This window comes from Microbacterium martis (genome assembly GCF_047246685.1).
Lineage (GTDB): Bacteria > Actinomycetota > Actinomycetes > Actinomycetales > Microbacteriaceae > Microbacterium.
Genome location: NZ_JBFOKT010000001.1, coordinates 363,687 through 384,700, shown reverse-complemented (window position 1 = coordinate 384,700; position 21,014 = coordinate 363,687). Strand labels below are relative to the sequence as shown.

25 protein-coding genes are annotated in these 21,014 nt (G+C 71.9%); 15 read left to right on the top strand and 10 right to left on the bottom strand.

All coding sequences use genetic code 11. The features are described from left to right. Nucleotides 1–87: 87 nt before the first annotated feature. On the bottom strand, nt 88–384 hold the full coding sequence (gene groES / locus AB3M90_RS01905) for a co-chaperone GroES (RefSeq protein ID WP_017203655.1): 297 nt from the start codon (nt 382–384) through the stop codon (nt 88–90). 156 nt (nt 385–540) lie between these two features. Here groES and AB3M90_RS01900 point away from each other — a divergent pair, with 156 nt between their 5' ends. Further along, the gene (locus AB3M90_RS01900) at nt 541–1,740 is read left to right on the top strand and encodes a class I SAM-dependent methyltransferase (RefSeq protein WP_412949602.1); all 1,200 of its coding nucleotides are present in this window, start codon (nt 541–543) and stop codon (nt 1,738–1,740) included. An 8-nt stretch (nt 1,741–1,748) separates the two neighbouring features. Here the strand turns inward: AB3M90_RS01900 and AB3M90_RS01895 are convergent, their stop codons facing one another. The 9 genes from AB3M90_RS01895 to flgN all read right to left on the bottom strand — a co-directional run bounded on the left by AB3M90_RS01895 (nt 1,749) and on the right by flgN (nt 9,529). Further along, nucleotides 1,749–2,807 carry a flagellar basal body-associated FliL family protein gene (locus AB3M90_RS01895; RefSeq protein WP_412949601.1) on the bottom strand — a complete coding sequence of 353 codons (1,059 nt, stop codon included), beginning with the start codon at nt 2,805–2,807 and terminating at the stop codon, nt 1,749–1,751. A 217-nt stretch (nt 2,808–3,024) separates the two neighbouring features. Continuing rightward, on the bottom strand, nt 3,025–4,230 hold the full coding sequence (locus AB3M90_RS01890) for a hypothetical protein (RefSeq protein ID WP_412949600.1): 1,206 nt from the start codon (nt 4,228–4,230) through the stop codon (nt 3,025–3,027). Between the two features lie 4 nt (nt 4,231–4,234). Next, a complete protein-coding gene (locus AB3M90_RS01885; RefSeq protein ID WP_412949599.1) occupies nt 4,235–4,717 on the bottom strand; it encodes a KH domain-containing protein in 483 nt (160 codons plus the stop codon). Continuing rightward, nucleotides 4,714–5,799, bottom strand: a complete 1,086-nt coding sequence (gene tsaD, locus AB3M90_RS01880) for a tRNA (adenosine(37)-N6)-threonylcarbamoyltransferase complex transferase subunit TsaD (RefSeq protein ID WP_412949598.1) — start codon at nt 5,797–5,799, stop codon at nt 4,714–4,716. The genes AB3M90_RS01885 and tsaD overlap by 4 nt, the downstream gene beginning before the upstream one ends. Further along, on the bottom strand, nt 5,796–6,284 hold the full coding sequence (gene rimI / locus AB3M90_RS01875) for a ribosomal protein S18-alanine N-acetyltransferase (RefSeq protein ID WP_412949597.1): 489 nt from the start codon (nt 6,282–6,284) through the stop codon (nt 5,796–5,798). Before rimI ends, tsaD begins: the two co-directional genes overlap by 4 nt. Before the next feature lie 76 nt (nt 6,285–6,360). Beyond that, nucleotides 6,361–6,732: a flagellar assembly protein FliW gene (locus AB3M90_RS01870; protein ID WP_412949596.1), complete on the bottom strand. Its 372-nt coding sequence runs from the start codon at nt 6,730–6,732 to the stop codon at nt 6,361–6,363. Then, nucleotides 6,729–7,610 carry a flagellin N-terminal helical domain-containing protein gene (locus AB3M90_RS01865; RefSeq protein WP_412949595.1) on the bottom strand — a complete coding sequence of 294 codons (882 nt, stop codon included), beginning with the start codon at nt 7,608–7,610 and terminating at the stop codon, nt 6,729–6,731. The genes AB3M90_RS01870 and AB3M90_RS01865 overlap by 4 nt, the downstream gene beginning before the upstream one ends. A 13-nt stretch (nt 7,611–7,623) precedes the next feature. Beyond that, complete coding sequence (gene flgK, locus AB3M90_RS01860) at nt 7,624–9,033, bottom strand: flagellar hook-associated protein FlgK (protein ID WP_412949594.1); 1,410 nt, start codon at nt 9,031–9,033, stop codon at nt 7,624–7,626. A 13-nt stretch (nt 9,034–9,046) separates the two neighbouring features. Next, the gene (gene flgN / locus AB3M90_RS01855) at nt 9,047–9,529 is read right to left on the bottom strand and encodes a flagellar export chaperone FlgN (RefSeq protein ID WP_412949593.1); all 483 of its coding nucleotides are present in this window, start codon (nt 9,527–9,529) and stop codon (nt 9,047–9,049) included. A 191-nt stretch (nt 9,530–9,720) separates the two neighbouring features. On the opposite strand from flgN, the gene AB3M90_RS01850 reads away from it, so the two are divergent. The 14 genes from AB3M90_RS01850 to AB3M90_RS01785 all read left to right on the top strand — a co-directional run bounded on the left by AB3M90_RS01850 (nt 9,721) and on the right by AB3M90_RS01785 (nt 21,002). Further along, nucleotides 9,721–10,521 carry a sigma-70 family RNA polymerase sigma factor gene (locus AB3M90_RS01850; protein WP_412949592.1) on the top strand — a complete coding sequence of 267 codons (801 nt, stop codon included), beginning with the start codon at nt 9,721–9,723 and terminating at the stop codon, nt 10,519–10,521. A gap of 98 nt (nt 10,522–10,619) precedes the next feature. Next, nucleotides 10,620–11,450: a flagellin N-terminal helical domain-containing protein gene (locus AB3M90_RS01845; RefSeq protein WP_412949591.1), complete on the top strand. Its 831-nt coding sequence runs from the start codon at nt 10,620–10,622 to the stop codon at nt 11,448–11,450. 75 nt (nt 11,451–11,525) lie between these two features. Then, on the top strand, nt 11,526–12,914 hold the full coding sequence (gene fliD, locus AB3M90_RS01840) for a flagellar filament capping protein FliD (protein WP_412949590.1): 1,389 nt from the start codon (nt 11,526–11,528) through the stop codon (nt 12,912–12,914). Next, nucleotides 12,911–13,303, top strand: coding sequence for a flagellar export chaperone FliS (locus AB3M90_RS01835; protein WP_412949589.1), 393 nt, complete (start codon nt 12,911–12,913; stop codon nt 13,301–13,303). Before fliD ends, AB3M90_RS01835 begins: the two co-directional genes overlap by 4 nt. Next, on the top strand, nt 13,300–13,596 hold the full coding sequence (locus AB3M90_RS01830) for a hypothetical protein (RefSeq protein WP_412949588.1): 297 nt from the start codon (nt 13,300–13,302) through the stop codon (nt 13,594–13,596). Before AB3M90_RS01835 ends, AB3M90_RS01830 begins: the two co-directional genes overlap by 4 nt. 113 nt (nt 13,597–13,709) lie before the next feature. Further along, the gene (locus tag AB3M90_RS01825) at nt 13,710–14,051 is read left to right on the top strand and encodes a flagellar basal body rod protein FlgB (RefSeq protein ID WP_412949587.1); all 342 of its coding nucleotides are present in this window, start codon (nt 13,710–13,712) and stop codon (nt 14,049–14,051) included. Continuing rightward, nucleotides 14,048–14,440 (top strand): flagellar basal body rod protein FlgC, encoded by a 393-nt coding sequence (locus tag AB3M90_RS01820; protein ID WP_412949586.1) that lies wholly within the window; start codon nt 14,048–14,050, stop codon nt 14,438–14,440. Before AB3M90_RS01825 ends, AB3M90_RS01820 begins: the two co-directional genes overlap by 4 nt. After that, complete coding sequence (gene fliE / locus AB3M90_RS01815) at nt 14,440–14,745, top strand: flagellar hook-basal body complex protein FliE (RefSeq protein ID WP_412949585.1); 306 nt, start codon at nt 14,440–14,442, stop codon at nt 14,743–14,745. Before AB3M90_RS01820 ends, fliE begins: the two co-directional genes overlap by 1 nt. After that, nucleotides 14,745–16,367, top strand: coding sequence for a flagellar basal-body MS-ring/collar protein FliF (gene fliF / locus AB3M90_RS01810; RefSeq protein ID WP_412949584.1), 1,623 nt, complete (start codon nt 14,745–14,747; stop codon nt 16,365–16,367). Before fliE ends, fliF begins: the two co-directional genes overlap by 1 nt. Beyond that, complete coding sequence (gene fliG / locus AB3M90_RS01805) at nt 16,364–17,368, top strand: flagellar motor switch protein FliG (protein ID WP_412949583.1); 1,005 nt, start codon at nt 16,364–16,366, stop codon at nt 17,366–17,368. The genes fliF and fliG overlap by 4 nt, the downstream gene beginning before the upstream one ends. Next, nucleotides 17,358–17,969 (top strand): FliH/SctL family protein, encoded by a 612-nt coding sequence (locus AB3M90_RS01800; RefSeq protein WP_412949582.1) that lies wholly within the window; start codon nt 17,358–17,360, stop codon nt 17,967–17,969. Before fliG ends, AB3M90_RS01800 begins: the two co-directional genes overlap by 11 nt. Then, entirely contained in the window at nt 17,966–19,261 is a 1,296-nt protein-coding gene (locus AB3M90_RS01795) for a FliI/YscN family ATPase (protein ID WP_412949581.1), read from the top strand. Before AB3M90_RS01800 ends, AB3M90_RS01795 begins: the two co-directional genes overlap by 4 nt. Then, nucleotides 19,258–19,680, top strand: a complete 423-nt coding sequence (locus AB3M90_RS01790) for a hypothetical protein (protein ID WP_412949580.1) — start codon at nt 19,258–19,260, stop codon at nt 19,678–19,680. The genes AB3M90_RS01795 and AB3M90_RS01790 overlap by 4 nt, the downstream gene beginning before the upstream one ends. Beyond that, nucleotides 19,677–21,002 carry a flagellar hook-length control protein FliK gene (locus AB3M90_RS01785; RefSeq protein ID WP_412949579.1) on the top strand — a complete coding sequence of 442 codons (1,326 nt, stop codon included), beginning with the start codon at nt 19,677–19,679 and terminating at the stop codon, nt 21,000–21,002. Before AB3M90_RS01790 ends, AB3M90_RS01785 begins: the two co-directional genes overlap by 4 nt. Nucleotides 21,003–21,014: the final 12 nt, after the last annotated feature.

Sequence of the window (21,014 nt, the reverse complement as noted above, 5' to 3'; positions counted from 1 at the left end):
AAGGGCCCGGATGCCGAAGCATCCGGGCCCTTCTCGATCGACGTCGGTCGCTCTCCCTCGAGGGGGTCAGCGACCTGTCTCGGCTTCTCAGCGGACGACGACCGCCAGGACGTCGCGGGCCGACAGGACGAGGAACTCGTCGGCGCCGAACTTCACCTCGGTGCCGCCGTACTTGCTGTACAGCACGCGGTCGCCGACGGCGACGTCGAGCGGAACACGGTTGCCGTTGTCGTCGATGCGACCGGGGCCGACCGCCACGACCTCGCCCTCCTGGGGCTTCTCCTTGGCGGTGTCGGGGATGACCAGGCCACTCGCGGTGGTCTGCTCGGCCTCGACCTGCTTGATGACGATGCGGTCCTCGAGCGGCTTGATGGAAACCGACACGGTCTACCTCTTCTTTCTTGACGCTGACACGAAAGACTTGTTCGCACTCTCAACCCGAGAGTGCTAATCCAGTCTAGGCGTTCGGCTGGCACTCCCGCAATGCGAGTGCCAATCGAGCATCCGAGAAGGACCGACGCCGGTCGCTAGGCTGGGCGGGTGGAGATGTCCGAGCTGCAGGCCCTGCTGACCCCGGCGGGCCTCGAGCTCCTCGACGAGATCGGGACCGTCGACTCCACGGCCGAGGTCGCTCGCGTCGTCTCCCGGCTTCGCGCGGCCGGACACTCCCCCGCCCTCGTCTCGGCGGTCGTCGGCCAAGCACACCTGCGGTCGCGGGCCGCGGCGAAATTCGGTCCGTTCGCGGCGCGGATGCTGTTCACCCGCGCCGGCCTCGAGCAGGCGACGCGACTCGCTGTCGCGGCCCGCCACGCGCAGCGGATGCGCAGCGCGGGCATGACCCACGTCTCCGACCTCGGCTGCGGGATCGGCGGCGACGCGCTCGCCTTCGCGGGGGCGGGGCTCGACGTCGTCGCCGTCGACGCCGACGAGGTGACGGCGGCCATCGCCGCCTACAACCTCGCCCCGTTCGGGAGCTCGGCCGTCGTGCGCCACAGCACCGCCGAGAGAGCCATCGAGACCGGCGTGCCCGGAGCCGTGTGGCTCGACCCGGCCCGCCGCACGGCCGGGCACTCCGAGACGCGCCGCCTCGGCGCCGACGACTACTCCCCCTCGCTGGACTGGGCATTCGACGTCGCCGCGCGCCTGCCGTCCGGCATCAAGCTCGGTCCGGGACACGACCGCGACGCGCTGCCGACCGACGCCGAGGCCCAGTGGGTGAGCGCCGACGGAAGCGTCGTCGAACTGGTGCTGTGGAGCGGGGCGCTGGCCCGCGAAGGTGTGCGCAGGGCGGCCCTCGTGATCCGCGGTGAGCGGTCTCACGAGCTCACGGCCGAGGCTGATGCCGCCGACGCTGCTGTGCGCCCGCTCGGCGCGTTCCTGCACGAGCCCGACGGAGCGGTGATCCGCGCCCGCCTGATCGGCGACGTCGCGCGCAGCCTCGACGCCGGCATGCTCGATGAGCACATCGCGTATCTGACGTCGGATGCCGCGTTGACCAGCCCGTTCGTGCAGTCGTTCCGCGTCAGGGAGACCATGGCGCCGAACCCCAAGGCGATCAGCGCGGCCCTGAAGGCCAACGGGATCGGTCGCCTGGAGATCAAGAAGCGCGGGGTCGACATCGATCCGGCGGCGCTCCGCCGGAAGCTCGCCCTCGCCGGCGATCAGGAGGCGACGCTGATCCTCGCCCGCATCGGCGACCAGCGGCGGGCGATCCTCGCCGATCGCGTCGCCGCGGCCTGACGCATCCTCTATCCCGCGGGCTCGCTCGGGATCGTGACCTCGATGGGGTCGCCGTGCTCGCCGCCGAGCTCCATCCGCTCGCCGTCTCGCACGCGGACGGTCGAGACGTCGGCGTCGCCCACGATCGTGAGATACGGAGATCGGTCGGCAGTGTAGTCGACCGTGATCACCCAGGAGTCCGGAACCGACCCGAGCGAATCGGCGACCGCGATCGACATCCCGTCCTCGCGCACATCCTCCGCCACGCCGCACTGCTCCCGCCCGGCCGCATCGACGATCAGACACGTCTCGACGACCGCGCCGGTTGCGCGGTCGGCGATCCAGACCGGTGCGTCGCCGAAGTATCCGACGATCGAGAGACCCAGCTCGTATCCCTCGTCGAACAGCTCCTGTGCGCGGGCGCGATCCTCGTCGCGGAAGGCGGAGAGCGAGGCCGACTGGGCCGTCCAGCGCTGGATCGCCACCATGGGCTCCCCGGTCGTCGACAGCATCACGAAGGCATTGACGCTCGTGCCCGAGACGGCCGCCGCCTCGGCGGGTTCGGGAAGCAGCACCGAGGCGGAGAGGACGAAGGGGTCGTCTCCGTCGGAATCGCGACACGACTCCGACGACGCGGAGCCGACGTCGATGACGGCGCACGACACCGCGCCGTCGTCTTTGGTGCCGAACCACACCAGCGCGTCGTCGTCCTGCCCGACGGCGCGCACCGAGCCGGCGTCGTAGTCATCGCTCGCATACAGCTCATCGCGACGCTGCTGCTGGTCGTCGCTCAGCGGGATCGCGTCCGGCCGCGACGCGAAGAACACCCAGCCGGCGCCGAGACCGACGGCGAAGAGAAGGGCGGATGCTGCGGCCACGACGAGTCCGCGGCCGCGACGGGGCGTGGCGCCTTGGGTCCCTGAGCTTGTCGAAGGGCCCGCACTCCCCTGGGTCCCCGAGCTTGTCGAAGGGCCCGCACTCCCCTGGGTCCCTGAGCTTGTCGAAGGGCGCCCACTCCCCTGGGTCCCTGAGCTTGTCGAAGGGCCATCCGACGCTTCGACACGCTCAGCGACCCACCTCGGGGACACGTCGCCATCCGACGCTTCGACAGGCTCAGCGACCCACCTCGGGGACACGTCGCCATCCGACGCTTCGACACGCTCAGCGACCCACCTCGGGGACGCATCCCGACCAGGCGCGGCGGCGGGACGGCTCTGCAGCTCGCGCAGCCGCGCCGCCTCGGCATCGGTCAGTCCGCCGTCGCGTCCGTACGCCCGTCGCTGCAGCATCCGCCGTTCGTCGGTCTCAGTCCCCTCCGGCACCGAGCTCACCTCGATCCCGCGTGATCACGAGGTACGGCGGCCCGTAGCTCGATGACATCTCGAACGTCGTCCGGCCTCCCCCTTCGACGTCGACCGTGAGCACGAGCCCGGATTGCTGCTCGGTCATGGTCTGCGGGTCGGCGCAGACCGTCGGCGACGAGGGCGACGACCCGTCGTAGATGAGGCACTGCGCCGCGGTCTCCTGCTGCACGGCGTTCCAGATCGGCACCTCGCCGTCGTATCCGACCACCCACAGCGAGTCCGGCGCGTAGCCGTCTTGCGTGAGACGCTTCGCCGTCGCGGTCTCAGCATCGTCGGCGTAGGTGAGAGACGACCGACCGCTCTGCTCGATGGTCTCCGTCCGGACCACGGGCTCGCCCGAGGGGGCGAAGATGACGAAGGCGGTGACCTCTGTACGGGTCTGCTCGCCGATCTCGACGAGCAGCGATCCCCAGAGGCCCTCGTCTTCGACCGACTCGGTCGCCTGGCAGCTCGGCCGTGACATGTCGCCGACCCCGAGGATGAGACACGTGCGATCACCGTCATCCCGCGTCGCCGTCCACACGACCACGTCGTCTTCGACCGCGAGCGCCCGCACCGAGCCCGGGTCGTAGACCCCCTGGGCGAGCAGCGCGTTCTGCCACTCCTGCTGATCGGCGGTGAGGGCGACAGCGGGGATGCGCGACGGACCCCAGAGCAGCCAGCCGACACCGATACCGAGGAGGAGCGCCGCCGCGGCGGCGAGCGCGAGCAGCCGGAGGCGAGGCCGGCGGGGAGGGCCGGGCCCTTCGACAGGCTCAGGGACCCCATCGACAGGCTCAGGGACCCAGGCGACAGGCTCAGGGACCCCATCGACAGGCTCAGGGACCCCATCGACAGGCTCAGGGACCCAGGCGCGAGGTGCGGGCCCTTCGACAGGCTCAGGGACCCAGGGGCGCGAGACGGGCCCTTCGACAGGCTCAGGGACCCAGGGGCGCGAGACGGGCCCTTCGACAGGCTCAGGGACCCAGGGGCGAGGGGCCGGCCCTTCGACAGGCTCAGGGACCCCATCGACGGGCTCGGGGACCGACGGGGCGCGGTCCTGGAGCTGTCGCAGACGGTCCGCCTCGGCGGCCGTCAGTCCGCCGCCGCGCCCGTACGCGCGCGCCTGGAGCGTGCGCATCTCGTCGAGCTGGTCGGCGTCGGGCATGCGGCTAGCCGAGCTGCTCGAACTGCATGCCGGCCCAGACGAGCCAGCCGAGGCTGTAGACCGTCGCGCAGAGACCGAGCACGAGCGCCCAGCGGGCGATCGCGCGGCTCTCGACCGGCCGACGCAGCGACATGATCGCGGCGATGACCGCGACGACCGCCACCGGGATCCCCCAACCGACGAAGAACGAGGCGCCGAGCGCGACGATCGCCGCGAGCAGCGCCCACGGGGCGAGCCGGGTGTCGTCGATCGTCGAGGTGCCGGTGGTCGGCTCCCAGTCGGTGTCGTCGACCGCGTCGATGTCGGGTCCGCTCACCAGAACGGGCTCGACGCTCACCGGCCCGGTGGGAAGCTTCGTGTACCCGTCGCGGCGAGCGCCGGGGATGCGGATGGCACCGGTCGGCTGCTCGACCTGGCCGCTCGGGCCCTCGATCCGTGCCCGCGGCTCGGGAAGGGAGCGGTCGGATGCGCGCGGGACGTCGCTCATGCCGGCACCGCCTCGGCGACCTGGATCTCGGTGACGGGAAGCGTGGAATCCGCCCCGAACGCCAGCGTCGAGGGGCGGCGCCCCGACGCGATCAGCTCGGCCGCGAGAGCCGCGATCATCGCACCGTTGTCGGTGCACAGCGACAGCGGAGGGATGCGCACGGTCACCCCCGCCGCGGCCGCGCGCTCCAGCGCGACCTCGCGCAGGCGCCGGTTCGCGATGACGCCGCCGCCGAGCAGCAGACGCGGCACACCCCGATCGACGCATGCCGCGATGGCCTTGGTGACCAGCACGTCGACGACGGCCTCGCGGAAGCCGGCCGCCACATCCGAGACAGGAAGGACGCCAGGGGCCGCGCCGGACTCGGCCTCGGCCTCGAAGCGTTCGACCCATCGGGCGACGGCGGTCTTCAGGCCCGAGAACGAGAAGTCGTATCGATGCTCGGCGAGGTCGGACGCGCGGGAGAGGCCGCGGGGGAAGCGGATGGCGGCAGGATCGCCGTCGGCCGCGGCCCGGTCGATCTGCGGTCCGCCCGGGTACGGCAGCGAGAGCAGCCGGGCGACCTTGTCGAACGCCTCGCCGGCCGCGTCGTCCATGGTCTCGCCGAGGAGCTCGACGTCGGTGGTGAGATCGCGCACGTGCAGCAGCGAGGTGTGTCCGCCCGACACGAGAAGAGCGATCGTCGGGTACTCCAGCGGCGCGGAATCCGGGGTGAGGATGTCGGCGGCGATGTGCCCGACCAGGTGGTTCACGGCGTACAGGGGCTTTCCGAGCGACACCGCGAGCCCCTTCGCCGCACCGATCCCGACCATGAGCGCCCCGGCGAGTCCCGGCCCGCTCGTCACCGCGACGGCGTCGAGATCGTCCAGCCGCACGCCGGCTTCGGCGAGGGCCGCGTCGATCGCGGGCTGGAGCGCCTCGAGGTGCGCCCGCGCGGCGACCTCGGGCACGACGCCGCCGAAGCGGGCGTGCTCCTCCATGCTCGACGCGATCGTGTTCGACAGCAGGGTGCGACCGCGGACGATGCCGATGCCGGTCTCGTCGCAGCTCGTCTCGATGCCGAGCACCAGCGGCTCGCTCACGCGGTCGCCTCCTCGACGTGCTCGACGGGGAGCGGATGCCGGCGCAGGTCGCGCCGCATCACGATCGCATCCACGTCGTCCGGCTGATAGTAGCGAGGCCGTCTGCCGATCTCCTCGAAGCGCTCGGCGAGATACAGCCCCTCGGCCGTCGGGTTGTCAGCCCGGACCTCGAGGAACACCTCGTGCGCGCCGCGTTCCGCCGCGGCACGCAGCAGCGCCCGCAGCAATCGGCGCCCGCGACCCTCGCCCCGCCGCTCCGCGACGAAGGCGATGGTCTGGATGTCGGCATCCGGAGCCCCCGGCAGTGCGCGCACCCCGCCGTAGCCGATGACGACCCCGTCGTCGTCGTCGACCAGGTACCGCCCGTGCGGACCGGCGAGCTCGGCCGCCATGGACTCACGGCTCCAGGCATCGGTCGGGAAGGAGCGGTTCTCGATCGCCATGATCGCGTCGAGGTCGGCCGGCGTCGCGGCGCGCAGCGTCATGACCGCGCCCCGGCGGAGGCTGAGCGCGGAGACGGGTCGACGGCGAGGATCACTCCTCCAGGGTAGTCGTCCGCCCTCAGCCGAGGGGCGCTCGCAGCGGGTAGTCCTGGTCTTCCAGGATGACCTGCGCCGCCGCGCCGCTGCGGCGGTTGACGACGACCGGTGCGAGCAGGTTCACGCTCACGCCCTCGGACGAGGGGTGGGCGACGACGAGCACCATGGCGTCATCAGGGGAGGTGAGCGCGAGCTCGGCGACCTGCTCGTCGGAAAGGGTCGGGGCGTAGGCGCTCACCACGGACTGCGGGTCGACGAGGTAGAGCCGGAGCCCCTCGTCGTGGACGGCGCGGAGGGCGAAGAGCCCCTCGGCGCCGTCGACCGGAGCCAGCGAGAAGTCGACGTGGGGTGCGAGGCCGGGCGGGGGCGTGACGAACGCCAGCGATGCCGTCATCGCAGGAAGTCCATCAGAGACGGCTGCAGTACGCGCGCGTTGACCGCGAGCGCCGACCGGTACACGAGCTCCTGCGCCTGCAGGCGCACGAGGACCTCCACCGAGTCGACGTCCTCGACCGCCGCCCGGCGGGATTCGAGGGACACTGAGTTCTGCACGGCCGCCTCCTTGGCGCGTTCGATCTGGGATTGACGGGTTCCCACCGAACCCTGGACGCCGAGCATGGCCGTGCGTCGTGCGTCGATCTCCGCCAGTCGGGGACCGACGTTGGTGCCGGAGCGCAGGTCGGCGACGATCCGGTCGACGAGCGCGAACACCGACCCGTCTCCCGTGCCGAAGACGGCGGCGCCGTCGGTGTCGACCCGGACGGTCGCCGCGTCGGACACCCGTCGGGTGACTTCGGCGCCCGGGACGCCGCTGTGAAGGTAGTCCGCCGCGAACGCCGCGGTGTCGGACGTCCCGGCGAACACCGAGCGTCCGAGCAGACGGGTGTTCGCCTGCGCCAGCAGCTCGTCGCGGATACCCTCGAGCTCCACCGCCAGCGCCTCCTTGGCAGCGGCGTCCAGGGCGCCGTCGTTCGCGCCCTGCGACGTGAGGTCGCGCACCCGGCCGAGGAGGGTGGTGCTGGCGGTGATCGCGCTGTCGGCCGCCGTCACCCAGGCGAGGCCGTCGTCGATGTTGCGCGCGTATTGCTCGGTGCGGCGCTGCTCGGCGTGGAGCGCGAGGGCCGCCGCCGCGGCGGCCGGATCCTGCGAGGGGACGGCGAAGGCGCGCTGCGACGTCGCCTGCTCCTGCAGACGCGCGAGCTCGGTCAGGTGGGACTGCAGATTGCGCATCGCCGTCTGCGTCATGGACGACGTGGTCACGCGAGAGATCACGGGGCTCCTTCGATCAGCGTCCGACGACGCCGGTGCGGTTGATGAGAACGTCGAGCGCCTCGTCGACGGCGGTCATCACACGGGCGGCGGCCTGGTAGGCGGTCTGATACGTGAGCAGGCTGACGGTCTCCTCGTCGCCGTCGACGGCAGCCACCGACTGCTGCGCGCCCGCTGCAGCGATCGCCGTCGACTCGGCGACCTTCGCGCGCTGCACGTCGGCGGCGGTGGCCACCCCGAGCCGGGCGACCTGGTCGGCCCAGACGGCGTCGGGCGACCCGGCATCCAGACCGATCCGCGAGATGAGATCGGCGTTCGTCGCATCCTTCGCCCCGGCGCCCGGCGCGGCGAGTGCCAGGTCGGACGCGCCGCCGATCGCGATCTGCAGTCCGAGGGCCGGGGGCCCCGAGGCGGCGAGCGAGAAGAAGTCGCCGCCCGGCTGCCCCGCCGACGTCACGCCGGCCCGATGCTGCGTGTTCAGCGCCTCGGCCAGAGACGTCGCGACCCGGTCGTAGGTGGCGGCGATCCGAGCGAGCACGCCGTCGTCGGCGGCCGGCGCCAGCACGGAGAGCGAACCGCCGAGCTCGCCGCCGTCGACCGACACGGGAAGGTCGGGAGCCGACTCCCATACGAGAGCGAAACGCTGCCCCGCCTCGAGGGTGGTCGGGCCGGAGAGCACGAGGTGCCGGGCATCGTCTCCGGCGACGAGCGCGTTGCCGCCGATGCGGACGGTCATCGTGCCGTCCTTCTCGACGCCGGCCGTTCCGCCTGCCAGACGCGCGACGGTCTGCGCCAGCACGCCGCGCTGGTCGATCAGTTCGTTCGCCGACCGTCCGGAGGCGAGGGCGTCGCGGATGTCACGGTTCAGGACGGCGATCTGATCGGCGGCCGCGTTCACCTGGGCGACCGTCCGCTCGGCGCCCGCGCGCGCATCGTTCCACCGGGCGGCGACCGAGCGGTATCCGCCGGCGATGTGCGCGGCGAGCTCCTTCGCCGATTCCAGGACGCTGGCTGCCGAGGCCCCCGAGTCGGGGGTGTTCGCGAGATCCTGCCAGCCCGCCCAGAACGCCGACAGCCGCGCGGCGAGACCGTTCTCGGTGGGTTCCGCGAGCGAGGCCTCGACGGCGGTCGCTGCGACGGCGCGCGTCGACCAGAACCCGGAGGCGGCGAGCGTGTCGCGCACGCGCGCGTCGAGGAGGGCGTCGCCGAGGCGGGCGACGCCGTCGATCGACACGCCGTGCCCTGGCACCGCTCCGGTGTTGAAGCGACCCGTCTGTGCGATCGCGGCGACCGACGACGTGGTCACCCGCTGCCTCGTGTAGCCCTCGGTCGTCTGGTTGGCGATGTTCTGGCCGACGACGTCCATTCCGCGTCGCGCGGCCGCCAGGCCGCTCGCGGCCGCGGTCAAGCCACTGAATGTCGACATGATCCCCTCCCGGTCACATCTCGGTGTCGACGATGCGCGCCGCGTCTTCGCGGGCGCGGTCGCCGCGAGTCGTGTACTCGCCCGTCTCCAGCCCCAGGGCGGCGATGGTCTCCTGCGTGGCCCGGAGGACGCCGCTGAGCTGCTCGGCGTTCGCATCGCGCATCTGCGCGACCTCGGCGGTGAGGCGGGTGAGGGCGCGCAGATGGTCGGAGAACACGTCGCTCCAGGCGCCTTCCGGAGCGTGCTCGATCAGCTGACGGATGGTGGCGTTCTCGGGAGCCCCCCACTCCTCGGCGACGCCGGCCACCTCCACCGTGCGCGACAGCCCTTCGCTGCGCAGGCGTTCGAGCACCTGATCGATCTCGCGTGCCGCAAACTGTATCCAGTGCGATCGTCCGGCGGCGAGGAGCAGTTGCTGTTCGTCGAGCTTGAACAGCAGCATCTCCAGGAGCTCGCGCTCGCGCCAGAGCTGCATCGATAATTCGTTGGCTCCCATGATCCCCTTTTCCCCAGTGATCCCCCCGTCAGATAACGGTTCACGAATATCTATCGGCCGTCACGTTCCTAACGTTACTATGTGGATCAGCGGTGGGTAGATATCCCCATGTACATATCGCACCATTTGTGATATGTGCATCTACCCCTCGTTCGGCTTCGGAGTGCATCCAGAGAGGTGGATCATCCCCCATGACGTCGCGCGCTGAGCGCAATCGCCTGATAGAGGACAATCTCCCCCTTGTCGGATATCTCGCCGCCGAAACCCACGCCCGTGCCACCCACATCCCCCGTGACGAGCTCGCCGCCGTCGGAGCGCTCGCGCTCGTGACCGCGGCCGACGCCTTCGACCCTGACCTGGGCGTGCCCTTCGGGGCCTACGCCCGCCGCCGCATCCTCGGCGCGTTCGCCGATGAGATGCGGTCGATGGACTGGGCGTCGCGCGGCATCCGCAAACGCATCAAGGAGACCGTCGTCGTGCGCGACACGCTCACCGCCGCTCTGGGTCGCACCGCGACCGTGACCGAGATCGCCACCGCGATGGGCGCGGCGAAGGAGAGCGTCTCCGAGGCGCTGGCCGATGCGGCGCGCACCCTCACCACCCTCGACGATCCCGTGGCCCGCGAGGTCGCGACCGACATCCCCCTGCCGGAGGAATCGGCGGTCGTGAGCGAGCGCCGCGACGTGCTCACCCACGCCGTGGCGTCGCTGCCCGAGCGTATGCGCCGCATCGTCGTGGCGGTGTACTTCGAGGAGCGTCCCGTCAAGGAGATCGCCGAGGAGCTGGGGGTGACTCACTCGGCGGTGTCGCAGCAGCGCTCGGAGGCGGTGCGGCTCCTGCGCGACGCGCTCGACCGGTACTACGCGGAAGGGGCGGCACCGGCCGCGACCTCCCGCGTCTCGCCCGGTGCACGCGACGCCTTCTTCGCCCGCATCGCCGCGGTCGCCGACGCCCGAGTGGCCGACGTCTTCCGCGAGGCCGCTCCGGCGTGACGCGACGCCGGCTAACGGCTGCGACTCCCCCGCCGATAGGTGTGAGAGGGAGACCACGGATGGTCTCTCGTTCAACGATTCACGGAGGAGAAACCCTCATGGGTATGCAGATCAACACCAACGTGTCGGCGCTCAACGCCTACCGCAACCTGTCCAACACCCAGAACGACGTCTCGAAGTCGCTCGAGAAGCTCTCGAGCGGTCTGCGGATCAACCGGGCGGCCGACGACGCCGCGGGCCTGGCGATCTCCGAGGGCCTGCGCTCGCAGGTCAACGGCCTGAACGTCGCGGCCCGCAACGCGCAGGACGGCATCTCGGTCATCCAGACCGCGGAAGGCGCCCTGACCGAGGTCCACTCCATCCTGCAGCGCGTGCGCGACCTCACGGCCCAGGGTGCGAACGACTCGAACAACGCGAAGTCGCGCGAAGCGATCCAGACCGAGATCAACGCGCTCGGCGATGAGCTGACCCGCATCGCCGACAGCACGAACTTCAACGGGATCAAGCTGATGTCCGGCGGAACGACGCTGACCTTCCAGGTCGGCGCCGGAGCGGTCGCGGCCGAGGACCAGATCTCGGTCGCCCTGACCGACTTCGACACCCTCGGCGCCGACATCAAGGCGCTCGGTGCCACCATGACCGACGCGGCGACCTACGGCGCCGCTCTCGCGGGCATCGACACGCAGATCCAGGCGGTCTCGACCGCACGCGCCGGCTACGGTGCGCTGCAGAACCGCTTCGAGTCGACCATCAACAGCCTCAACGTGTCGGCCGAGAACCTGGCCGCCGCCGAGAGCCGCATCCGCGACACCGACATGGCGTCGGAGATGGTCAAGTTCACCTCGGCGAACATCCTGTCGCAGGCGGGAACGGCCATGCTGGCCCAGGCCAACCAGGCCAACCAGGGCGTGCTCCAGCTCCTGCGCTGAACCCTGCCCTAGGTGGTCCGGATGCCGGGTCGCACGGCATCCGGACCACCTCCGCATCCGAACGGAAAGGCGAGCATGTCCCTCTCGCTCGACGGTCTCGTCTCAGGCCTCAAGACCACCGAGGTCATCAAGGCGCTGATGGACGTGCAGTCGATCCCCCGTTCCCTGCTGAAGGCGAAGATGGACGACAAGAACGTCGTCGTCTCGCAGCTCCAGACCCTCAACAGCGCGGTGCAGAACCTCATGGCGCAGGCCGAGAAGGCGGGATCCCGCGACGGCCTGGCCCGATTCACCACGACCTCCTCGTCGACCGCCGTGACCGTCGTCGCCCGTTCGGGTGCCGCACCCGTGTCGACCGACATCGTCGTCGATCAGGTGGCGAAGAACCACACCATCGTCTCCGCCGCCTCGCGCGGTTGGCCCGTCGACCCGCCCGTCCTCACGCTCGAGAACGGCCAGGGCGAGCGCGTGCGGATCCAGGCCGAGGGCGCGTCGATCCAGGACGTGGCCGATGCGATCAACGAGGCCGGCCGGGGCATCGTGGCCTCCGCCGTGCCGGCCGGACGCGACGTCGACGGCACACCGCTCCACCGCCTGCAGCTGCGTGCCGCCGACGCCGGCGACGCCGGGCGCTTCCGGGTCTACCGCGGCGACATCGCCGCCGTCGAGGCCGGCACCGCGGTCGACCTCTCCGCCGAGGCCGGCGCGGCGGTCATCGCCGTCGGCACCGACGCGCGCCTGCGGCTCTGGGCCGGGACGAGCGCCGAGCAGGTGCTCACCTCGCCGGGCAACACCTTCACCGGACTCTTCGACGGCGTCGACGTGACGGTCTCCGCCGCCTCGGCCGACCCGGTCACGATCGGCGTGGCCGTCGACACCGAGGCCCGCACGAAGGCGTCCGCCGAGTTCGTCGCGCTCCTCACCGGCATCCTGGGCACGATCGACAAGGGCACCAAGGCCACGGTCGCCGCCGGGCAGGGCGAGTCGACCGCCCTCGGCGTGTTCACGGGCGACAGCACCGTGCGGGCGCTGCGCACCGCGCTCGCCGACGCCGTGCAGCACCCGGTCGACGGCGTCTCGCCCTCGTCGATCGGCATCTCGACAGACATGTACGGCGTGCTGAGCTTCGACGAGGAGAAGTTCGCCGAGGCGCTGACGAAGGATCCGGATGCCGTCGCCGGCCTCTTCTCGGCCGTCGCCCTGCGCGTGCAGGACACGGCGAAGATCTACTCGGACAAGTACGAGGGCCTGCTCACGTCGCGGATCACCGGCCAGCAGAGCGAGGTCGAGGGTCTGGGCGAGCAGCTGGAGCGCTGGGACGTGCGGCTCGCCCAGCGGAAGGCCACGCTGGAGCGCACCTACGCGCGGCTCGAGGTCATGCTGTCTCAGATGCAATCGCAGTCGTCGTATCTCGCGTCGCAGCTCGACGCCCTGCCGACCTCGCGGACGGGATCCGGCTCGTGAGCGCGAGCGCCGCCCTGCGCGCCCAGCAGCGCTACCGGGAAGACGCCATCCTGTCGGCGCCCCCGGAGCGGCTGGTGACGATGCTCTACGACCGCCTCCTGCTCGACATCGAGCGGGGCGAGAGCGCCCAGCGCGCCGGACAGTGGGCCGAGGCCAACGCGCAGCTGCAGCACGCGCAGGCCATCGTGTCGGAGCTGTCGTCGTCGCTCACCGACGACTGGAACGGCAGCGCCGGACTGCGATCGCTCTACGTGTTCCTGACGCAGACGCTGATCGGCGCCAACATCGGTCGCGACCCCGAGCGCACGCGCGCGTGCCGCGACATCGTCGCCCCGCTGCGCGACGCCTGGTACGGCGCCGCGCACGCGGTCGCGGAGGCGAGAGGATGAGCGCGGACGACTGGGCCCGGCTGCTCGACCGGCTCGAAGACGATGCCGACCGGATCCTCGACGCGGAGTCCGGCACCGTCGATGCGATGGCGCTCCCGCCCTGGACGACGCCCGCCGCTCCCCTGCCGCCCGAGCTCGCCGATCGTGCGCAACGGGTGATCGCGCGTCAGCGCGCGGCCATGGATCGCGTGCGCGCCGAACAAGACCGACTGCGTCCGCATCTCGAGGCCGTCAGCCGGGTGCCGCCCGCCCGGCAGCCGGATACCCCGGTGTACCTCGACCGGAACGGATGACGACTCGGCTAACGCGTCGGGCCGGACGGCCGATAGACCACGGAGAGTGAGGATCACTCGCGAGAGACGGCCAGGGATCGGCCATACACCCGCCCTTCACGGAAAGCCGGTTCGTGTTCGATTCTGTGACCCTCAACGCGCTGACGAGTGCGCTCGACGGCCTCTCGCAGCGCCAGCGCGCGATCGCCGACAACATCGCCAACATCAACACCCCGAACTATCACGCCAAGCGGGTGCGCTTCGAGGAGGCGCTCGCCGATTCGGTGGCGGCCGGAGACGGCCGGGTGGCGGCGACGGTGGGCACCTCGCTCGAGCCCACCAGACTGAACGGCAACAACGTCAACCTCGACACCGAGACGCTGTCGAGCATCGACACCATGCTGCGCTACCAGTTCGCCACGCAGGCCGTGAACGGGTCGTTCACGTCGATGCGCGCCGCGATGAGGACGTCATGACCTTCGACGCCATCGGCATCGCCGGCACCGGCCTGACCGTGCACCGCAAATGGCTCGACGCCGTGAGCGACAACATCGCGAACATCAACACCGCGTCCCGCTCCGACGGCGCGGCGTTCCGCGCGCGCTACATCGCCGCCGAGACGAGCGACCGATCCCCCGGTGTCTACGTGGCGGGAACGGTTCAGGGCAGCGCGGCGGGGCGGCTCGTGCACCAGCCCGATCATCCCCTCGCCGACGCCGACGGCTACGTGCGCTACCCCGACATCGACCTCGGCGACCAGATGAGCCAGCTCATCCTCGCCCAGCGCGGCTACCAGGCCAGCGCGGCCGTCGTCGATCGCGCCCGCAACACCTACGAAGCCGCTCTCCAGATCGGACGCAGCTGATGGACGCGCTCAGCGGTATCGGCGGCGTGGCGGCGTCGGCCGGGCTCACCCCGCCCGTCTCCGCGACCCCCCGGACGGCGGACGACTCGGGATTCGCGAACAGCATCACCGGCGCCATCGACGAGCTGCGATCGCTGCAGTCCGAATCGGACGCGCTCAAGGTCGCCGCGGTCACGGGCGATCTCGATGACATCCACTCAGCGATGATCGCGTCCTCGCGCGCCGCGGTCACGCTCGAGCTCGTCGCCGCCGTCCGGAACAAGGGCGTCGACGCGTTCAACGAGATCATGAGGATGCAGGCCTGATGCCCGCCGCGGTGACGACCGTGTTCCAGCGGATCGGGCGCCTGATCGCGGGCTTCACCGTCGCGCAGCGCACGATCGCGATCATCGGTGTGGCCGTCCTCGCACTCGGGACCATCGCGTTGACGAGCTGGCTCAGTCGCCCGACCTACACGCCGCTGTTCTCGGGCATGAGCGCCTCCGACGCCAACGCCGTCGTCGAGCAGCTCCGCGCGTCGTCGGTGCCGTACGAGCTGGCCGACGGCGGCACCACCGTGCTCGTGCCGGAGGAGCAGGTGTACGACCAGCGCCTCGTCGCCGCGGCAGCGGGCCTTCCCAGCGCCGACTCGGCCGGCTACTCCCTCCTCGACGACATGGGCGTGACCACCTCGGAGTTCCAGCAGTCGGTGACCTACAAGCGCGCCATCGAGGGCGAACTGGCCGCGACGATCTCGTCGTTCGAGGGCGTGACGACGGCGTCGGTGCAGTTGGCCATCCCCGAGGAGAGCGTGTTCGTCTCGGAGACGATCGACCCCACCGCCTCCGTGTTCGTGGAGACCTCCGGGACCTCGTCGCTGACGCCGAAGCAGGTCGAGGCGATCGTGCACCTGACCTCCGCCGCCGTCACCGGGATGAAGCCGGAGAACGTGGCCGTGGTCGATCAGACCGGCCGCACGCTGTCGGCGGCGGGGCTCGGACCGGCCGGCGGCGTCGACCAGCAGGCCGGCGATTACGAGATGCGGGTGACGGCGAGCGTGCAGCAGATGCTCGACACCGTGGTCGGCCCCGGGAACGCGACGGTCACGGTCGTGGCCGACGTCGACCATTCCGTGAACGAGCGCGTCGAAGAGGTCTACACCCCGGCCGAGGGGGCACCCCCGCTGTCCGAGCAGTCGCGCAGCGAGACGCAGAACGGATCGAGCAGCGAAGCCGGCGTTCTCGGACCCGACAACATCGCCGTGCCGTCGCAGAACGGCGACGGCACGTTCGAGTCGAGCGAGGAGTCGCGCACCAACGCGGTCAACAAGAGCACCCAGAGCACGTCGACGCCCGCAGGGACGATCCTCCGGCAATCGGTGTCGGTCGCCGTCGACGCGGGTGCCGGAGGCGACCTGAGCACCGCGCAGCTCACCGAGCTGGTGGGCACCGCCGCCGGCATCGACACCGAGCGCGGCGACGAGCTCACGGTGAAGCTCGTCTCGTTCAGCCGGACCGACGCCGAGGCCGCGCAGGCCGCGCTGCAGGCGGCGAAGGACGCCGAGAACGCCGAGCGTCAGGCCGTGCTGATCAACACGCTGATCATCGCCGCCGCCATCGCCCTGCCGCTCCTCCTGGCCGTCGTCGCCCTGATCGTCCGCACGCGGCGCCGCGCGAGCGCCTCGACGGAGTTCGACGAGCTCTTCGGCGAGCGCCCGGCCGCACTGTCGGCCATCGCCGGTCCTCCGACCGCCCAGCTCGATCCGGCGCCGACGGTGCCGCTGGCCTTCCTCGAGCCGGCGCCCGACCCCGAACCCGAGCCCGAGCCCGAGCCCGCGCAGATCAGCCTGGAGCGCCGGCGCGCCGAGGTCGACGCGATGACCAGGCAGGATCCGAAGCGGACCGCCGAGCTGCTGCGCACGCTGATCGACGAGAGGCCGCGCGTATGAGCGGGCTGACCGATCGGCAGACGGCCGCCGTCGTCATCATGAACCTCGATCGTGCTCAGGCGATCGAGGTGATGAAGCATCTCAGCGAGGCCGAGGCCGAGGCCGTCGCCGCCGAGATCATCGGGCTGCACGACCTGGATGCCGCCACCACCGCGCAGGCCCTCGGACAGTTCCACCGCATCGCGACGGGGCATCTGCCGCCGGCGCGCGGGGGTCGCGACATCGCCGCGGGCCTGCTGGAGGCGTCGTTCGGCGCCGAACGGGCGGCGGCGGTGCTCGGCAGGGTCGGCTCGACGTCGGCGAACTCGTCGTTCGAGTTCCTGAGCGCTGTCGACCCGGCGCACCTGGCGTCGCTGCTCGACGGCGAACTGCCCCAGACGGTCGCTCTCGTGCTCGCCCATCTGCCGACGGATCAGGCCGCCGCGGTGCTCGCCGTGCTGCCCGACCCGGCTCGCACCGACGTGGCCCACGCGATCGCGACCATGGGCACGGCGTCTCCCGAGGCGATCGCCATCGTCGCCGATGCGCTGCGCACCCGCACCGGCAGCCTCGCCGGCCGTGACACGCCCGAGACGCTCGGCGGCGTCGAGCCGCTGGTCGAGATCATCAACCGCTCGGGCGCGACGGTCGAGAAGGCGATCCTGGCGAGCATCGAGGACCGCGACAGCGCTCTGGCCGAAGACATCCGCTCCCGCATGTTCACGTTCGCCGACATCGTGAAGCTCGACGACCGCGACGCCCAGCGGGTGCTGCGCGGCATGGACATCCGCTCGCTGGCGCTCGCGCTGAAGGGCGCCCACCAGCCGATCGCCGACCTCATCCGCCGCAACGTCTCGGAGCGGAACAGGGAGATGCTCGACGAGGAGTCGCGCCTGCTCGGGCCGGTGCGCATGTCGCAGGTCGAAGAGGCGAGGGCCGAGATCGTCCGCACCATCCGGATGCTGGAAGCGGCCGGCGATATCAGCGTGCAGCGCGTCGACGAGGACGAGTATGTCTACTGAGGCCTTCTCGCCGGTGGAGTTCCCGCGTCTCGGTGCCCTCGGCCCCGCGCTGGACGACGAGTACGCCCGCGCGCGCATCCGCGGCTACGCCGACGGCCATGCGGAGGGGTATCGGGTGGCGGCCGCCGAGGCGTCGGCGGCCGCCCGCCTCGCCGACGAGGCGCGTCGCGCCCGTGAGGCCGCATCCGAGCGAGCGGTTCAGGATGCCGTCGACGCCCTGCAGGCCGCCGCTCGAGGGTTCGCGGCACGGGAGGGAGAACTGGTGGCGGCCGCGGAGGAGGAGGTGCTGCGCCGCGCGGTCGACCTCGCCGAGGTCGTCCTCGCCGGTGAGCTCTCCGACCCGGGTGCGTCGGCTGCCGCGGCCGCACGGCGGGCGCTCGCAGCGGCCCACGCTCCCCAGGCACGGAACGTGCGACTCCACCCCGGCGATCTCCGCACTCTCGAGCAGCGTGCCGAGCCCCTCGACGGGCTCGCGCTCGTCGCCGACGATTCCCTCCGCCCCGGCGATGCGATCGTCGTGCTCGACCACGGTCACATCGACGCCCGTGTCGCGCACGCGATCGCTCGCGCCCGTGCCGCGCTCGACGGGGCGACGTCGTGACCGCGTGGGGCGCCCTGCTCGAGGCGGTCCGTCCGGAGCGGGTCGGCGAGGTCTCGCAGGTGCGGGGGCTCAGCGCGCAGGTGCGCGGACTGGAGGGTGCCGTGGGCGATCTGGTCAGCCTCGACGGCATCGACGCCGAGGTGGTGGCGATCGGCGACGACGGACTGCGCTGCATGCCGCTCTCGCCGATCACCGGACTGACGGTCGGAGCGCCGGCACGCGGGCGCGGAGGGGCGCTGCGCGTGCCCACCGGCCGCGCCCTCCTGGGACGGGTGCTCGACGGCCTGGGCCGCCCGATCGACGGCCGCGGCCCGCTTCAGGGAGCAGTGCCCGTGGGTCTCGATCACGCCGCCCCCTCGATCATGGGCCGCGACCGGATCGACGCACCCCTCCCCCTCGGGGTGCGCGCACTCGACACGCTGGTCACGGTCGGTCGCGGTCAGAGGGTGGGCCTGTTCGCCGGATCCGGGGTCGGCAAGTCATCGCTGCTGTCGATGATCGCGCGCGGCACGGAGGCCGAGGTGAGCGTCATCGCCCTGGTCGGCGAGCGCGGTCGCGAGGTGCGCGAGTTCATCGAAGACGACCTGGGCCCGAAAGGACTCGCGCGCTCGGTGGTCGTCGTCTCGACATCCGATCAGCCGGCGATGGCCCGCATCCGCGCCGCATACACGGCCACGAGGATCGCCGAGGCCTTCCGCGACGACGGCGCTCACGCGATCCTCATGATGGACTCCCTCACCCGGGTCGCGATGGCCCAGCGCGAGATCGGCCTGTCGGCGGGTGAGCCGCCGGCGACACGAGGGTACCCGCCCTCGACGTTCTCGCTCCTCGCAGGTCTGCTCGAGCGCGCCGGAACGGACCGGGGCGGCTCGATCACGGGCATCTACACGGTGCTCGTCGACGGCGACGATCACAACGAGCCGATCGCCGACGCTGTGCGGTCGATCCTCGACGGGCACGTGGTGCTCGATCGCGCGCTCGCGCTGGCGGGGCACCATCCGGCGATCGACGTGCTCGGCTCGGTCTCCCGCGTCGCGGGAAAGATCACCGGCCGCGATCACCGCGCCCGTGCGGCGACACTGCGCGCCGTGCTCGCGGCACGGCGGCGGGCGAACGACCTCATCGACATCGGCGCATACCAGCACGGTGCGGATGCGCGCATCGACGCGGCGATCGCGAACGAGCGCGCCATCGCCGCCTTCCTCACCCAGTCCCTCGACGAGTCGAGCGACGTCGCGGAATCGTGGCGCCGTCTCGACGAGCTCGTCGCCTCGTTCGGAGGAGTCTCATGAGCCGATCGTTCTCGCTGGCCGGCCTGCTGCGCGTGCGCGGGATCCAGGAGCGCCAGGCGGCGCAGCGGCTCTCGCGTGCGACCATCGACGCGCAGCACACCGAGGCGCGCGACCGCGCCCTCCGCGCCCATCTGGCCGGAGAGGGAACGGATGCCGTCGACGTGCGGTCGCTGGCCGCGCTCGCGGCGGCCCGAGTCGCCGGGCGAACCCTGCTCGCCGATCTCTCGGCCCTCTCCGATCTGCAGGCGCAGACGCTCGAGCAGGCGCGGACCGAGCACGGCGAGGCCCGCCGGGCGATGCGAGGACTCGACCGCTTGGCGCTCGCGCATGCCGCCGAGGTGCGCGCCGCCGACCTGCGCGCCGAGCAGGCCGAGCTCGACGAGATCGGCGCACGCATCTCCTCGGAGGCTCGGTCGTGACCTCGCTGGGAACGGTCGGCATCCTCGACGTCCGCACGACGCGTCCCGCCGGTGGCAGCTCGGCGGGCGGAGCGGTCGGCGACTCGGGCGCGTTCGCCCGGGTGCTGGATGAGGCGCTGCGCGCGGACGATCCGCTCGCCGTCGCGGCGCCGGTGCCGCTTCCCGCCGCGGTGCTCTCGCCCGAGGCCGCACCCGTCGGCGACATCGCAGCCGCCTCCGCAGGGGTCGTCGACGACGCGGCATCCCTGTCCGGCGACACGGCATCCGGTTCTGTCGAGGCGGACGCCGCGCCCGCAGCCGACCCGTCGAGCCCTGCGATCCCCGCCTCGAACGCCGAGGTCGACACGTCGTCGGTCGGCTCCGCTCCGGTGCCGACGCCGCCGCAGCAGGTCGCACCGTCGGAGCCGACGGAGCCGGTGGGCGCTCCGCTCCGGTCGGCGCCGGCGGATGCCGCCGCACCCACGACCGCGCCTCCCGCCGGCGCCGAAGCGACACCGCAGGCGCGCGAGACGGCGCAGGCCCACGAGACGGCGCAATCGCCCGAGACGGCGCAGACGGCCGGGACAGCGCAGTCGCCCGGGACGGCGCAGGCCCGCGAGACGGCGCAATCGCCCGAGACGGCGGTGTCGGCAGATTCGCGCGTGCGCCCGGATCCGCCCACCGTCGTCGCACGCCCCGTCCCCGCGCCGGGCGCGGTCGTCGCAGAGCCGTCGGCGTCGACCTCATCCGCGGCATCCACCACCCCCGACGGCTCGATCGTCTCCGCCGCCGTCTCCCCGACCCCGCCCACCGGGCCCGCTCCGGCCGCTCCGCCCGCCGCCGTCGCGCCGCCCGCGCGCCCGACGCTGCTGCCGCAGGTCGCGACGCCCGTGCTTGCGCTCGCGCACGCGCCCGACGGCGACCACAGCCTCACCCTGACGATCTCGCCGGAGAGCCTCGGACCGGTGACGGTGCGCGCGCACATCGCCGGCGGCAGCATCCGCATCGAGCTGCAGGCCCCCACCGAGCTCGGACGCGACGCCCTGCGCGCGATCCTGGCCGACCTGCGTCGCGACCTCGCCGTCGCCGCCCCGCAGGCGTCGCTGATCCTCTCCGGCACCGACGGCCCGACGGGCTCGTCACCGCAGGGCTCCTCCGGAGGATCGGCCGCGGGCGGCTCGTCGACAGGCGCTCAGCTCACCGGCGGAGGGTCGGGGGCCGGACGGCATCCCGACGACCCGACCCCCCGCGCGCGGCCCGGCACCGCTCCCCCGCCGACCGACCCTGCTCCGCTGCCCGTCGCGACCATCGCGGCATCCGGCGGCATCGACGTCTACGCCTGACCCCGAGAGGAA